The following is a 15,597-nucleotide window of genomic DNA, read 5'->3' as shown; positions in this document are numbered from 1 at the left end:
AGGCGGTATGCCGGAGATGGTTTTTGAGTATATCCTGAAAGAGAACGGTCTGGATCCGGCAAAGGATCTTTCAATTGACCAGAGCATTGATTTTGGTTCTACTGCTGCAGCTTTCTCCGGTGGAAAAGGGGAGTTTACAGTGGAATTTGAACCGGCGGCCACGACACTTGAAAAGAACGGGGATGGCTTTGTGGTTGCTTCGCTTGGTGTCGATTCCGGTTATGTGCCCTATACTTCTTACAGCGCAAAGAACAGCTACGTCGAAAAACATCCGGAGATCATCCAGGCGTTTACCGACGGTCTGCAAAAAGGAGTGGACTATGTGAATTCCCACACGGCGGAGGAGATCGCGAAGGTGATTCAGCCACAGTTTAAGGAAAATGATCTGGATACGATAACAAGGATCGTGGAACGTTATCAGAGTCAGGATACCTGGAAAGAAAATCTGGTGTTCGAGAAAGAATCCTTTGAACTGTTACAGGATATTCTGGAGAGTGCCGGAGAACTGGAAAAGCGGGCAGATTATGAGAAACTGGTGACTACGATATATGCGAAAGAAGCAATGAAAAAATAGTGGAATTGAAAACAGATGTACCGGATAAACAGGTGACATAATATCAAAAAACTGTAAAAAAGATCATATCCTCATAATAAAACGATAGGTGGATATGATCTTTTTGCGTCAGTTTTTCATCTCATACTGCATCATCTCATAATGAAGAATACATCCCTCATAAATCTCTGCAGGAAGCAGTGCACGGGCCACCAGTTTCGGTTCATTCTCCGGAGCGTCCTGACGTTCCAGGTGGGCATAGTCACCATCGATGGAAAGTACTTTATAATCACAGGTCAGCATCAGACCATCACCTCATTTCTCATGATATTTTTTTCATTATAACAAATTTTTCTCGAAAATGCATCCATCCGGTGTTATAATTGGCGATAACAGAGTATAAAAAGTTACCGTTCAGCATAGATTCAGTGCATCGCGCAGCGTGTTACTGAGCACGGAGTGAACAGTAACTATAAAAAAGGGGCGTAGAGAGTTGAAAAAAAGAAGATACAAATATCTTGCCGGAGTACTGCTGTGCCTTGCAGTGATAAATATACAGGTACCTGACACTGTTCTGGCAGGCACCTGGCAGCAGGAAGAAAACAACTGGTGGTATCAGGAGGAGGATGGAATCTGGCCGGCGTGGCAGTGGAAAGAGATCGATAATAAATGGTATTATTTTGACGAGAATGGTTACTGCGTTACCGGATGGCGAAAGATTGATGATAACTGGTATGATTTTGACGAAGACGGTGTGTTGCAGACCGGACGATGGATCGATGAGTATTATGTGGGAACCGATGGCAGGATGCTGACGGACACCTGGGTCGGCAGATATTGGGTAGACAGTGAGGGTAAAAAGGATACTTCGATAAAAAAAGAAAAAGACCTGCCATTAGAGAGTCTGACACTGAATGAGGAATCAATTACCCTGCTCCGGGGTGAGACGGCAAATCTTCTGACACAGTGGCAGCCGCAGGATACCACCCGGTGGAAATACATGCAGTGGACGAGTTCCGATCCCAGTGTGGCGGAAGTTTCCAGAGGAAAAATAACGGCCGTGGGAGAAGGCACTGCAACCATCACAGCAAGTATGGGAACGAAGGAAGCAACCTGCACGGTGACGGTGACGGACAGCGAGGTATGTAAGACAGCTTTGACACTGCTGGATGCCCAGTACATCTGGGGAGGCAATGGACCCCAGGACGGAGGTGTGGACTGCTCCGGGCTTCTGATGTATGCGTATACACAGAACGGATATGATTTTGGTGCCGATCTGAACGCTGACAATTTTGCCCGGTACGGGCAGGAGGTCAGCCGGGAAGAACTGCAGCCGGGAGATGCGATCTGTACCTGTTATAACGGGGAACGATATCAGCATATTTTATTGTATATTGGAAATGATATGGTGGTTGCCTCCGAGTGCGGAGGACCGACGGTATGTTCTCTGGGATTGAGCTGTGATCAGCATGTGAAGGGAACAAAATGCAACTGCCGAACCTGGAAACGCCCGTTAAATGAAAACGATCTTGTGAATGCAAAATTCGTCCGAATGGATCGTTATAAAACCTGAGAGAACGAACATTCAGAATACTTGGAAAAAACGGATGAGAAGTTTCTAAAATTTTCAAAAATATATTTGATATAAGCAAAATAATAATATATATATATTACAGCAGAAGGAGAAAAAGATGAAAATTGGATTTATCGGATGTGGAAATATGGCTTCCGCGATGATCGGCGGAATCATAAAAAATCAGGTGGTAGCACCGGCGGATATCCTTGCTTCCGCAAAAACAGAGGTCAGCCGTGAAAAGAAAAAAGAAGAACTGGGGATTGCAGTGACTGCAGATAACCGGGAAGTGGCAGCATTTGCAGAAGTTCTGATTCTGGCAGTAAAACCATTTTATTATGAAGATGTGATCAAAGAGATCCGGGATGTTGTAGCCGATGATACCATTGTTGTTTCTATTGCACCGGGAAAGAAACTGACATGGATAGAGGGATTGTTTGAAAAACCGTTAAAGATTGTCCGCACCATGCCGAATACACCGGCACTGGTAGGTGAGGGCATGAGCTGTGTCTGCGGCAATGCAAAATGCAGTAGCGAAGATGTGGATACGGTCTGCCGGATCTTTGCCGGATTTGGAAAAACGGAGATCGTGGAAGAGGATATGATCGATGTGGTGGTCGGTGTAAGCGGAAGTTCACCGGCGTATGTATTTATGTTTATTGAAGCGATGGCAGATGCAGCCGTGGCAGACGGCATGCCGAGAGCACAGGCGTACCGCTTTGCGGCACAGGCGGTACTCGGAAGCGCAAAAATGGTTCTTGAGACCGGCAAACACCCGGGGGAACTGAAAGATATGGTCTGCTCTCCGAAGGGAACAACAATCGAAGCTGTCCGGGTGCTGGAAGAAAAAGGACTGCGAAGTGCGGTTTTCGAAGCAATGAAAGCCTGTGTAAAAAAGGGACGGGAAGTATAAAATATAGAAATATAAAGCGTATTTAAGAAGAACATGACAGACGATTGAAGGATATGCAGGGAGGAAAGCGATGAGTAAAGTATATGTATTTCTGGCAGATGGATTTGAAGAGATTGAAGGACTGACTGTAGTGGATCTGTTGCGGCGGGCCGGAGAAGAGGTGGAGACAGTATCTATCATGGGAAGAAAAATGATCGAAGGTTCTCATAAGATCAAAGTGGAAGCAGATGCCCTCTTTGAAGAAACAGATTTTACAGAGGGTAAAATGCTGGTTCTGCCGGGAGGAATGCCTGGAACCAGACATCTTGGTGCATACAAACCGCTGACGGATATGCTGTGTGACTGGGATACAAAAGGAAAACAACTGGCAGCAATCTGTGCGGCACCAAGCGTTTTCGGGGATCTGGGTATCCTAAATGGAAAAGAAGCGGTATGTTACCCGGGATTTGAAGAGAGACTGACCGGAGCAACCATCGGAGAAGGAACAGTAGCGGTTACCGATCATGTGATCACAAGCCGCGGTATGGGAACGGCAATAGACTTTGCAGCGGCACTGATCGCACGGCTGCAGGATGAAAAAAAAGCAGAGGAAATCAAGGCATCTATTATTTACAGACGGTAATGACGTGATGGAAGCATGCACGTTTCCGAGAGAAATTGTGCAAAGAGTCTTAAAAATCAGGAAAAAGCCCTTAAAACCGCAAAAAAAGCTGGCGTTTTTAAAGGGCTTATGATATACTACTCAGATGTATGAGTATGGAAAAATCTATGCAAAGGTGCAGGGAACTGAAAAAGAGCCTGCAATTAGCAATAATACAATTAGAAAATGATTTCCATAAGAAATTGAAGGAGGAACTATAGAACATGAGCGTAGCAGTAGAAAAACTGGAAAAGAACATGGCGAAACTGACAATTGAAGTTTCCGCTGAAGAACTGGAAAAAGCAATTCAGGGTGCATACCAGAAACAGAAAAACAGAATTAACATCCCGGGATTCCGTAAAGGAAAAGCTCCTCGTAAGATGATTGAAAAAATGTATGGTACCGGTGTGTTTTATGAAGATGCAGCCAATGCTCTGATTCCGGAAGCATACTCCAAAGCACTGGACGAATGCGAAGAAATCATCGTATCTCAGCCATCTATTGACGTTGTACAGCTGGAAAGCGGAAAACCTTTCATCTTCACAGCAGAAGTTGCGCTGAAACCTGAAGTAACTTTGGGCGAGTACAAAGGACTGGAAGTTCCGAAGGCAGATCTGGAAGTAACAGAAGATGAGATCGCAGGCGAACTGAGAAAAGAACAGGAAGAAAATTCCAGAGTACTGGATGTGGATGACAGAGCCGTTGCAGACGGTGATAAAGTAACACTGGATTTTGAAGGTTTTGTCGATGGCGAAGCTTTTGAAGGCGGCAAAGGAACAGATTATCCGCTGACCATCGGATCCGGATCTTTCATTCCTGGATTTGAAGAGCAGCTGGTAGGCGCAAACATTGGTGAAGAAAAAGAAGTAAATGTTACTTTCCCGGAAGACTATCAGGCAGCTGAACTGGCTGGAAAACCTGCAGTATTCAAATGCACTGTTAAGAAAATCGAAGTGAAAGAACTGCCGGAACTGGATGATGAGTTTGCAAAAGATGTTTCTGAGTTCGATACTCTGGAAGAGTACAAAGCAGACATCAAGAAAAACCTGGAAGAGAAAAAAGCAGATGCAGCTAAACGTGCAAAAGAAGATGCAGCAGTAGATGCAGCAGTAGCTAATGCTACTATGGAGATTCCGGATGCTATGCTGGATACTCAGGTTAATCAGATGATTGATGACTTCGCAAGAAGAATGCAGTCTCAGGGACTGACTATGGATCAGTATATGCAGTTTACAGGAACTACTCTGGCTTCTCTGCAGGAGCAGATGAAACCACAGGCTCTGAAGAGAATTCAGACAAGACTGGTTCTGGAAAAGATCGCAGAAGCAGAAGCTATCGAGATTGCTGACGAGAAGATCGATGAAGAGATCAACAAAATGGCTGAAATGTACAAAATGGAAGCTGACAAACTGAAAGAGATGCTGGGCGACGCTGAGAAAGAACAGATGAAGAAAGATATGGCTGTTCAGGAAGCAGTTACTATTCTGGCAGATGCTGCAAAAGAAGTAGAAAAAACAGAAGAGTAAGAAGTAAAAACCCGCATTCATTCTACGAATAGAAGGAAGGCCTGAATATGAGTTTAGTACCTTACGTTGTTGAACAGACAAGCCGTGGAGAGAGAAGCTATGACATCTACTCCCGTCTGTTGAAAGACCGTATTATTTTCCTCGGTGAAGAGGTAACGGATGTGAGTGCCAATCTGATCGCCGCACAGATGTTATTTCTGGAATCCGAAGATCCTGGAAAAGATATCCAGCTGTATATTAACAGCCCGGGTGGATCTGTAACTGCCGGTATGATGATTTATGATACGATGCAGTATATCAAGTGTGATGTATCTACTATCTGTATGGGACTTGCTGCAAGCATGGGAGCATTCCTGCTGTCCGGTGGAACAAAGGGAAAACGTCTGGCCCTGCCAAACGCCGAGATTATGATCCATCAGCCCTCAGGTGGAGCCAGAGGACAGGCTACAGAGATTCAGATCGTAGCAGATCAGATTCTGAAGACAAGACACAGATTGAATACGATTCTGGCAGCCAACACAGGTCAGCCGCTGGAAAAGATCGCATTGGATACCGAACGTGATAACTATATGACTGCAGAAGAAGCAAAAGCATATGGTCTGATCGATGATGTGATCACAAAGAGATGAAAATAAAGTAAAGATAAGAGGGGGCTGCCTGTACAGGTGGCGCCCTCTTATAAGTATCAGAAAGGAAATAGGAAACCTATGGCAATAAAAAACGGGGATTATAAAATTCGCTGCTCTTTTTGCGGAAAGACAGAAGATCAGGTACGCAAACTGATCGCAGGTCCGGACGGATCTTATATCTGTGATGAGTGTGTGGAAATCTGCTCAGAGATCATTGAAGAAGAAGTTGCCAGAGATCGGATGTCCGGAAGTGATATTAATCTGATGACGCCGATAGAGATGAAAGAAGTTTTGGATGAATATGTAGTCGGTCAGGACGAGGCAAAAAAGGTACTGGCAGTCTCTGTATACAACCATTACAAGAGAATCCTCTCAGGCAGAAAAAATGATGTGGAATTGCAGAAAAGTAATATTCTGATGCTTGGTCCTACCGGTTCCGGTAAAACTTTCCTGGCGCAGAATCTGGCAAGAATGCTGAATGTTCCCTTTGCGATCGCAGATGCCACTACGTTGACAGAAGCCGGTTATGTAGGAGAAGACGTGGAAAACATTCTGCTGAAGATTATCCAGGCCGCTGACTATGATATTGAGCGGGCACAGCAGGGAATCATCTACATCGATGAGATTGATAAAATTACAAGAAAATCCGAAAATACTTCCATTACCAGGGATGTATCCGGTGAAGGTGTGCAGCAGGCACTTCTGAAAATCGTGGAAGGCACGGTTGCATCTGTTCCGCCACAGGGTGGAAGAAAACATCCTCAGCAGGAATTTATCCAGATCGATACTACCAATATTTTGTTTATCTGTGGTGGTGCGTTCGAAGGTCTGGAAAAGATCATCGAAAGTCGTATGGATACCAAGACTATTGGATTTAATGGGTCTCTCGGTATGAAACATGAAAAAAACGTGGGCGAGATCCTGAAAGAAGTGATGCCTCAGGATTTTATCAAGTTCGGGCTGATTCCGGAATTCATCGGACGTGTACCGGTTGTGGTATCTCTGGATGCACTGGATGAGGATGCACTGGTACGAATCCTTCAGGAGCCGAAGAATTCTCTGGTAAAACAATACAAAGCATTGATGGATATGGACGGTGTGGATCTGGAATTTGAGCCGGATGCACTTCGGGAAGTGGCAAAAACAGCTATGGAGAGAAAGACCGGAGCAAGAGGTCTGCGTTCCGTGATCGAAAAGACTATGATGGATGTGATGTATGAAGCCCCGTCCAATGAAAACATGAAAAAATGCGTAATCACCAAAGAGGCGGTAACCGGCAAAGGAAAACCAGTTGTGACTATCGAAGAGAATCCGGAAAAAAAGCCGGCACATTCCTCCAAAAGACGGGGAACCAAGAGAGCAGGAAGACCGGAAACCGCCTGACGGGAGGTAACAGATGACAAATGAAACACAGGTAATGCCGGCAGTTGCCCTGCGTGGAATCACGATTTTACCCGATATGATCGTTCATTTTGATGTGAGTCGGAAAAAATCCATCCGGGCAATCGAAGAGGCTATGACCAAAGATCAGAGAATCTTTCTGATCACCCAGAAAGATCCGAAAGTGGAAGAGCCTTCAGAAGATGATCTGTATAAGATCGGTACCGTTGCCATGATCAAACAGGTAGCAAAAGTGCCGAAAGATATGCTTCGTGTGCTTGTAGAAGGTATGGAACGGGCAGAACTGATGCAGCTGGAAGACGGTACGTCTTATCTGGAAGCCGAAGTAGATGTGATGGAGCAGGAAGAAGAGAATCTTCCGGATACGGTAAAAGAAGCGATGCTTCTCAGTATGAGAGAACTGTTCAGCGTATACTGCAAAGAAAATCAGAAAATGAATCAGGAGCAGGTGAGACAGACACTGGAAATCGATGATATCACGGATCTGGTAGATCATATTGCTGTGAATATCCCGCTGACGTTCAAACAGAGACAGCAGATTCTGGAATCGACATCGTTCAGTGAACGGTATGAGAATCTGGGTGTGATTCTGTCAAATGAGATCGAAGTGATGCGTCTTCGCACGGAGATTCAGGAAAAAGTAAAACAGCGGATTGATAAGAATCAGAGAGACTATATCCTCCGGGAACAGCTGAAACTGATCCGGGAAGAGCTGGGAGAAGATGACACCGTATCTGACGGAGATCACTTTATGCAGGAAGCAGAAAAACTGCAGGCACCGAAAGAGATCAAAGAACGTCTGATCAAAGAAATCCGCCGGTTTAAGAGTCTTGGCTATAACAATTCAGAGAGCAGCGTGTCGAGAGGTTATATTGAGACACTGTTAAAGCTGCCCTGGGAGAAAGCATCCAGAGATAACAGGAATCTGGATAAAGCCAGTCAGATTCTGGAGGCTGATCATTACGGTCTGGAAAAAGTAAAAGAAAGAGTTCTGGAGTTCCTTGCTGTGCGGACACTGACAAAGAAGGGAAGTAGCCCGATCCTCTGTCTGGTCGGACCGCCCGGAACCGGAAAGACATCGATCGCGCGCTCAGTAGCACGATCATTGAATAAAAAATATGTCCGAATCAGTCTTGGCGGTGTCAGGGATGAAGCAGAGATACGCGGACACAGAAGGACGTATGTGGGAGCCATGCCGGGGCGGATCGCCAACGGGCTGATTCAGGCAGGTGTAAAAAATCCGCTGATGCTTCTGGATGAGATTGATAAGGTAAGCAGTGATTACAAGGGAGATACGGCATCTGCTCTGTTAGAGGTTCTTGACTCTGAGCAGAACAGTAAATTTGCCGATCATTATGTAGATCTTCCACTGGATCTTTCGGAGGTACTGTTTATTGCGACAGCAAATGATCCTCAATCCATTCCTCGTCCTCTGATGGATCGTATGGAAGTCATCGAGATTTCCAGTTATACGGAAAATGAAAAAGAACACATTGCGAGAGAACATCTGATTCCAAAACAGATCAAGGCCAATGGTCTGAAAGAAAGCCAGCTGGTAATCGGGGATGAGGTATTAAAAGACATTATTGAAGGATACACCAAAGAAGCCGGTGTGCGTAATCTGGAGAGAAAATTCGGTGAGATCTGCAGAAAATCTGCAAGAAAGATCCTGCAGGAAAAAGAAAAACAGGTGGTAATAACAAAAGACAATCTGGAAGATTTTCTGGGCAGATCCCGTTATACCTACCAGAAAGTCAATGAAAAAGATGAGGTTGGTATCGTGCGTGGGCTGGCATGGACAAGTGTTGGCGGAGATACCTTACAGATTGAAGTCAATCTGATGCCGGGGAAAGGAGATTTTCTTCTGACCGGACAGCTTGGAGATGTGATGAAAGAGTCTGCACAGGCAGGTATCAGCTATATTCGCTCTGTGGCAGACCGATATGGTATCAAGCCGGAATTTTTCAAAGAGCATGATCTGCATATTCACATACCGGAAGGAGCTGTTCCGAAAGACGGACCGTCTGCAGGTATCACTATGGCGACGGCGATGCTCTCCGCCATCACCGGACGGGCTGTGCGTGCAAATCTTGCCATGACAGGTGAGATCACCCTGCGGGGACGGGTACTTCCGATCGGCGGGCTGAAGGAAAAAATGCTGGCTGCAAAATACGCCGGTATCACAAAGATTTTAGTGCCGGATCAGAACCGGCCGGATGTGGAAGAAATTGATGGAGAGATAAAAGATGATCTTACCATTGTGTTTGTAGAAAAGATGGAGCAGGTGCTGAAAGAAGCACTGGTATAGAAGGAGAAACCTATGATTATAAAAAATGTATCTCTGGATATCGTGTGCGGTATCACCAGTAAGATGCCGGAGACCGGAAGACCGGAAGTGGCATTCGCAGGAAAATCCAATGTGGGCAAATCTTCCCTGATCAACGGACTGATGAACCGGAAATCCCTTGCACGTACCAGCGCCGCACCGGGAAAGACACAGACGATCAACTTCTTTAATGTGAATGAAGCGATTTATCTGGTGGATCTTCCGGGATACGGTTATGCAAAGGCTTCGGAAGAAATTAAAGCAAAGTGGGGCAAGATGATTGAAGATTATCTTCACAAATCAAAAGAGATCCGCTGTGTATTTCTGCTGGTGGATATCCGCCATGAGCCGGGAAACAATGATAAGATCATGTATAAATGGATTCTGGATCATGGTTATGAACCGGTTATTATTGCGACAAAACTGGATAAGATCAAGAGAAGCCAGGTGCAAAAACAGATAAAACTGGTTCGACAGGGACTGCAGGTAGTACCGGGAACAAAGATTATTCCGTTTTCTGCCCAGACCAAACAGGGACGGGAAGAAATCTGGGAACTGATCGACGAACTGACAGGAATGGCAGAGCAGGAGAAGACTCCAGAGGCATAAATCCTTTACATCGCGAAGCGTGCTGCTGAGAACGGAGTGAGCAGTAACAAATTTGCGAATTCCAACAGGAAAAACTTGTAATATAAAAGAAAATCAGATACAATTAGGCTTGATATGCGAAAAAACACGCAATCAGGCCTATTTTTCTGTGGCAGTCGCTGCAGAAAAAACAAAGAATAACAATTTCGTAAGAAAGAAATGGAGAGGCAATGGGAATCATAAAAGCAGCAAAACTGGCCTTCGACTATCTGCGATACGAAGAAGAGGGTGAAGAACCGGAAGTTAACAGAGCCATTGACCACGTGGATCTGGATATAGAGGAAGGAAAGTTTATCGCTATTTTAGGACATAACGGAAGCGGAAAGTCCACGCTGGCAAAACATATCAATGGTTTGCTGGTGCCTACAGAGGGAACGCTGTGGGTGGATCACATGAATACCGCTTCGGATGCAGATATCTGGAATATCCGTCAGAAGGCCGGCATGGTTTTTCAGAATCCGGATAATCAGATCATCGGCACAGTTGTAGAAGAAGATGTGGGATTTGGCCCGGAAAATCTGGGTGTTCCCACAGAAGATATCTGGAAGCGGGTGGATGAGAGTCTGAAAGCGGTGGGAATGACCGCTTACCGCCATCATTCACCAAACAAACTGTCCGGCGGACAAAAACAGCGTGTAGCTATTGCAGGCGTTATGGCGATGCATCCGAAATGTATCGTTCTGGATGAGCCAACTGCCATGCTGGATCCCAACGGACGAAAAGAAGTACTGAAAGCAGTACGGGAACTGAACAAAAAAGAAGGGGTAACGGTTATTCTGATTACTCATTATATGGAAGAAGTTGTATTTGCTGACGATGTGTATGTGATGGATCGCGGACACATTGTGATGCACGGTGTTCCGAAAGAGATTTTTTCCAGAGTAGATCAGCTGAAAAAGTACCGTCTGGATGTTCCTCAGGTTACGCTGCTGGCGTATGATCTGAAAGAGGCAGGTCTTGCAATCCCGGATGGTATTCTGACAATCCCGGAACTTGTGGATGCACTGAGCAGACCGGAGATTCGCATACCGAAAGGCTGGAAACTGCCGGAGCATACCCCGAAAAAAGAAAAGAAAGAACTGCCACAGGGGAAAGAATCTATAAAACTGGAACATGTAGGATATACTTATAATCCGGGCAGTGCTTATGAGATGCATGCGTTAAAAGATGTCAATCTGGAAATACCGCAGGGACAGTTTGTTGGAATCATCGGACATACCGGAAGTGGAAAATCCACCCTGATTCAGCATTTTAATGGACTGATCCGTCCGACAGAAGGACATATTTATTTTGAGGGACAGGATATCTGGGCAGACAAATTTCCTCTTCGTGGACTGAGAAGTCAGGTAGGACTGGTCTTCCAGTATCCGGAACATCAGTTGTTTGAGACCGATGTACTGACCGACGTCTGTTTCGGACCGAAAAATCAGAATCTGCCACCGGAGGAATGTGAAAAACGGGCAAAAGAAGCCCTGGAACATGTGGGACTGGACGAAAGTTATTATGCGAAGTCCCCGTTTGAACTGTCCGGAGGACAGAAGCGAAGAGTAGCCATTGCCGGTGTTCTGGCGATGAATCCCAAGGTACTGATCCTGGATGAGCCGACCGCAGGACTGGATCCTATGGGGAGGGATGAGATCCTTGATCAGATTGCAAGTCTCCATGAGACAAGAGGAATTACCATTATTCTGGTATCCCACAGCATGGAAGATATTGCGAAATACGTGGAGCGGATCATCGTTATGAATCACGGAGTAAAAACTTTTGATGATGCACCGAAAAAAGTATTTGCACATTATAAAGAGCTGGAGGCCATCGGACTTGCGGCACCCCAGATTACTTATATCATGCATGCATTGAAAGAAAAAGGACTGGATGTGGATACCAGTGCCATCAATGTAGATGAGGCAACCACATCGATCCTGCGGGCACTCTGGAAAAAGGAGGAAGATCACAAATGATGCGAGATATCACAATCGGACAGTATTATCCGGCAGATTCCATTCTTCACCGTCTGGATCCCAGAGTAAAATTCGTGAGTACGCTGGTCTATATTGTATCTTTATTTGTATTTTCTTCCTGGCTGGGATATGGGGTGGCAGCACTGTTTCTGGTGGCGATGATTGTTTTGTCCAAAGTTCCTTTCGGATTTATGATAAAGGGATTAAAGCCGATCATGGTACTGTTGCTGATTACGATGTTTTTTAATCTGGTCTTTACGCCGGGCGAAGTATTATGGTCATTCTGGATTCTGAAAATTACCAAAGAAGGTATCCGGCTCGCCATCAAGATGGGTATCCGTCTGGTATTTCTGATCATCGGTGCATCGATCATGACACTGACTACCACACCGAACCAGTTGACCGATGGTCTGGAACGACTGCTTCGGCCGCTGAACAAGATTCATGTGCCGGTTCATGAGATTGCCATGATGATGTCTATCGCCCTTCGGTTTATTCCGATTTTGATGGAAGAAACAGACAAGATCATGAAAGCACAGATGGCACGTGGAGCCGACTTTGAGACCGGTAATCTGATCCAGAAAGTAAAAAATATGGTTCCGCTGCTGGTGCCATTATTCATCTCTGCTTTTCGCAGAGCCAACGATCTTGCAATGGCGATGGAAGCGAGATGTTACCACGGCGGTGACGGAAGAACACAGATGAAACCGCTGGCATATGAAAAAAGAGATTATCTGGCATATCTGGTAGTGGCAGGTTATCTGGCACTCAGTATCGTATTTCGGGTAGTTGGTATTTAAAAAGTAACCGGTTGACAGTATTCTGCGAGATGCTGAACAGTTATGAATAGAATTGATTGGTGAAGCAAGCTGTTTTCCGGTTCATGATGGGCCGGAGAACAGCATTTTTACTTTACAGCAAATAATTATATTTGTGAAAACGTGGAAACTTTGAAAGGAAGAAAAATGAAAAGAGTAAAATTGACGGTTGCCTACGATGGAACCAACTACTGTGGCTGGCAGGTACAGCCGAACGGTCTGGCGGTGCAGGAAGTTCTGAACCGGTGTCTCTCAGAATTTCTCGGAACTGAGACAGAGGTGATCGGAGCCAGCCGTACCGATGCCGGTGTGCATGCGCTGGGCAATATCGCAGTTTTTGACACAGAGGCACGGATGCCTGCAGAGAAGTTTTCCTATGCGCTGAATACACGGTTGCCACAGGATATCCGTATCCAGGATTCCTGCCAGGTGCCGGAAGATTTTCATCCGCGGTTTCAGGAAACCATAAAGACATATGAGTATAAGATCTACAACCGGCAGTTCCCGGATCCGACGAAACGGCTGTACACGTATTTTTATTATTATCCGCTGGATGTGCAAAAGATGCGGCAGGGAGCTGGATATCTTATCGGAGAACATGATTTTAAAAGTTTTTCCACCTATAAACCGGAGGTGGAGAATACGGTTCGTACGATCTATGAACTTAACATTCACCGGTCGGAAGATAATGTGATCACGATACGGATCAGGGGAAATGGATTTTTGTATAATATGGTGCGGATCATAGCAGGAACCCTGATCCGTGTAGGTGGAGGTTATTATCCGCCGGAACATGTCAAAGAGATTCTGGAAGGAAAAAACAGAGAGCTTGCCGGAGAGACCGCGCGGCCGGAAGGGCTGACGCTGGTAGAAATCCGGTATCCGGAATGGGAGGCGAAAAAAGATGGACATCTCGTATCAGTGGATCCGCTCCCGCAGAAAGACGATTGCGATTCAGATTGACCGGAACGGACAGGTGATTCTGCGGACACCCTATGGGATTACGAAGAGGCAGGCGGAAAAATTTCTGGATGAGAAGAAAGACTGGATTCTGAAGAACATCCGGCAGGTGGAAAACAGAAAAACAGATCAGATTATGATCAGTGAAGAACAGCGTCGGGAAGGAATCGAGCGGGCGAAACGGATTTTTCCGGAACGAACGGCATATTTTGCTTTGAGAATGGGTGTGGATTATGGCAGGATCACTATCCGGGAACAGAAAACACGCTGGGGGAGCTGTAGCAGCAAGGGCAATCTGAACTTTAACTGGAAACTGGTACTGCTTGCACCGGAGCTGCTGGATTATGTGGTGGTACACGAACTGGCACACCGCAGGGAGATGAACCATTCGAAGAATTTCTGGAAAATCGTGGAGGCAGAACTTCCGGATTACCGGGAACGTCGCAGGAGACTGAAAGAGTGCCGGATCTGAGAGTGCTGAAATGCCGGAGGGTACGGTTGAGGTCAGGAGATCCTGAAAAGTGTCAGGAAACCGTCAGAGTTCACCGGTAATGACCCGCAAGGTGTTTTTGGTGAGTGAAAGTCAAAGAAAGCTGAAAAAACCTGGAAAAATCACGAAAAAATGATTGACACACACGGAACAGTATACTATAATAATCAAGTATGACGTAGTGCGAAAGTATCTTACCAAAGCCCCGGAAAGATATTTTTCATTATAGAGATAATTATAGTTTAAAGATTGAATTACAGGAGGGAAATCCATGAACAGTTTTATGGCTAATCCAGATAAGATTGAAAGAAAATGGTATGTAGTAGATGCTGAAGGCTGCACATTAGGACGTTTAGCTTCCGAAGTGGCAAGCGTATTAAGAGGAAAAAACAAACCAGTTTTCACTCCTCACGTAGATACAGGTGATTATGTAATCGTAATCAACGCTGAAAAGATCAAAGTGACCGGTAAAAAATTAGATCAGAAGATCTACTACAGCCACTCTGATTATGTTGGTGGTATGAAAGAAACCACTCTGAGAGAAATGATGAACAAGAAACCGGAAAAAGTCATCGAACTTGCTGTAAAAGGTATGCTTCCAAAAGGACCTCTGGGAAGACAGATGATTAAAAAACTTCATGTATACGCTGGTGCAGAGCACGGACATGAAGCTCAGAAACCGGAAGTTTTAACATTTTAATAGGAGGTAAGTAACATTGGCTACTACAAAATTCTACGGAACAGGAAGAAGAAAAAAATCTATCGCCAGAGTATACCTGGTACCAGGAACTGGTAAGATCACAATCAATAAAAGAGATATCGACGAGTACTTCGGACTGGAGACTCTGAAAGTTGTTGTTCGTCAGCCACTGACAGCAACAGACAATACAGAAAAATTTGACGTTCTGGTAAACGTTCACGGTGGTGGATTTACCGGACAGGCTGGAGCTATCCGTCACGGTATCGCTCGTGCCCTGCTGCAGGCAGACGCTGATTACAGACCAGTTCTGAAAAAAGCTGGATACCTGACTCGTGACCCGAGAATGAAAGAACGTAAGAAGTACGGCTTGAAAGCGGCGAGAAGAGCGCCTCAGTTCAGCAAGCGTTAATCGATCTTTCGAAATCAACGAAAAGCTATCAGAAGCCCCGAAAACACAGC

The 15,597-nt window shown here is 45.4% G+C and carries 16 protein-coding genes; 15 read left to right on the top strand and 1 reads right to left on the bottom strand.

From position 1 onward, the window contains the following. Positions 1-574 (top strand): ABC transporter substrate-binding protein (locus MSA64_RS06665; RefSeq protein WP_287891072.1); only part of this gene is annotated, 574 nt, incomplete at its 5' end. A 108-nt stretch (positions 575-682) separates the two neighbouring features. On the opposite strand, the gene MSA64_RS06660 is transcribed toward MSA64_RS06665, so the two are convergent. Next, entirely contained in the window at positions 683-856 is a 174-nt protein-coding gene (locus tag MSA64_RS06660; RefSeq protein WP_106491917.1) for a chorismate--pyruvate lyase, read from the bottom strand. 190 nt (positions 857-1,046) lie between these two features. Here MSA64_RS06660 and MSA64_RS06655 point away from each other — a divergent pair, with 190 nt between their 5' ends. From MSA64_RS06655 to rpsI, 14 genes are all read left to right on the top strand, one after another. Next, positions 1,047-2,126 carry an NlpC/P60 family protein gene (locus MSA64_RS06655; RefSeq protein ID WP_287891070.1) on the top strand — a complete coding sequence of 360 codons (1,080 nt, stop codon included), beginning with the start codon at positions 1,047-1,049 and terminating at the stop codon, positions 2,124-2,126. A 118-nt stretch (positions 2,127-2,244) separates the two neighbouring features. Then, positions 2,245-3,039, top strand: coding sequence for a pyrroline-5-carboxylate reductase (gene proC, locus MSA64_RS06650; protein WP_287891068.1), 795 nt, complete (start codon positions 2,245-2,247; stop codon positions 3,037-3,039). Positions 3,040-3,109: 70 nt separating this feature from the next. Beyond that, complete coding sequence (locus MSA64_RS06645) at positions 3,110-3,661, top strand: DJ-1 family glyoxalase III (protein WP_154432182.1); 552 nt, start codon at positions 3,110-3,112, stop codon at positions 3,659-3,661. 242 nt (positions 3,662-3,903) lie between these two features. Further along, on the top strand, positions 3,904-5,205 hold the full coding sequence (gene tig / locus MSA64_RS06640) for a trigger factor (RefSeq protein ID WP_154432183.1): 1,302 nt from the start codon (positions 3,904-3,906) through the stop codon (positions 5,203-5,205). Positions 5,206-5,252: 47 nt separating this feature from the next. Continuing rightward, positions 5,253-5,834 carry an ATP-dependent Clp endopeptidase proteolytic subunit ClpP gene (gene clpP, locus MSA64_RS06635; RefSeq protein WP_022172260.1) on the top strand — a complete coding sequence of 194 codons (582 nt, stop codon included), beginning with the start codon at positions 5,253-5,255 and terminating at the stop codon, positions 5,832-5,834. Positions 5,835-5,912: 78 nt separating this feature from the next. Further along, complete coding sequence (gene clpX / locus MSA64_RS06630) at positions 5,913-7,217, top strand: ATP-dependent Clp protease ATP-binding subunit ClpX (protein WP_154432184.1); 1,305 nt, start codon at positions 5,913-5,915, stop codon at positions 7,215-7,217. A gap of 13 nt (positions 7,218-7,230) precedes the next feature. Next, the gene (lon, locus tag MSA64_RS06625) at positions 7,231-9,543 is read left to right on the top strand and encodes an endopeptidase La (RefSeq protein ID WP_154432185.1); all 2,313 of its coding nucleotides are present in this window, start codon (positions 7,231-7,233) and stop codon (positions 9,541-9,543) included. Between the two features lie 12 nt (positions 9,544-9,555). After that, positions 9,556-10,170: a ribosome biogenesis GTP-binding protein YihA/YsxC gene (yihA, locus tag MSA64_RS06620; RefSeq protein ID WP_154432186.1), complete on the top strand. Its 615-nt coding sequence runs from the start codon at positions 9,556-9,558 to the stop codon at positions 10,168-10,170. Positions 10,171-10,379: 209 nt separating this feature from the next. Then, positions 10,380-12,170, top strand: a complete 1,791-nt coding sequence (locus MSA64_RS06615; protein WP_277664054.1) for an energy-coupling factor transporter ATPase — start codon at positions 10,380-10,382, stop codon at positions 12,168-12,170. Continuing rightward, positions 12,167-12,970: an energy-coupling factor transporter transmembrane component T family protein gene (locus MSA64_RS06610; protein ID WP_022172255.1), complete on the top strand. Its 804-nt coding sequence runs from the start codon at positions 12,167-12,169 to the stop codon at positions 12,968-12,970. The genes MSA64_RS06615 and MSA64_RS06610 overlap by 4 nt, the downstream gene beginning before the upstream one ends. 165 nt (positions 12,971-13,135) lie before the next feature. Then, a complete protein-coding gene (gene truA, locus MSA64_RS06605; protein ID WP_154432188.1) occupies positions 13,136-13,951 on the top strand; it encodes a tRNA pseudouridine(38-40) synthase TruA in 816 nt (271 codons plus the stop codon). After that, positions 13,893-14,420: a M48 family metallopeptidase gene (locus MSA64_RS06600; RefSeq protein WP_154432189.1), complete on the top strand. Its 528-nt coding sequence runs from the start codon at positions 13,893-13,895 to the stop codon at positions 14,418-14,420. Before truA ends, MSA64_RS06600 begins: the two co-directional genes overlap by 59 nt. 289 nt (positions 14,421-14,709) lie before the next feature. Then, positions 14,710-15,138, top strand: coding sequence for a 50S ribosomal protein L13 (rplM, locus tag MSA64_RS06595; protein ID WP_022172252.1), 429 nt, complete (start codon positions 14,710-14,712; stop codon positions 15,136-15,138). A gap of 16 nt (positions 15,139-15,154) precedes the next feature. Next, entirely contained in the window at positions 15,155-15,547 is a 393-nt protein-coding gene (gene rpsI / locus MSA64_RS06590; RefSeq protein WP_154432190.1) for a 30S ribosomal protein S9, read from the top strand. The last annotated feature ends 50 nt before the right edge of the window (positions 15,548-15,597 follow it).

It is taken from the genome of Oliverpabstia sp. (assembly GCF_022785585.1).
GTDB lineage: Bacteria > Bacillota > Clostridia > Lachnospirales > Lachnospiraceae > Oliverpabstia > Oliverpabstia intestinalis.
The sequence above is the reverse complement of the archived record's forward strand: the minus strand, read 5'-3'. Positions and strand labels throughout refer to the sequence as shown.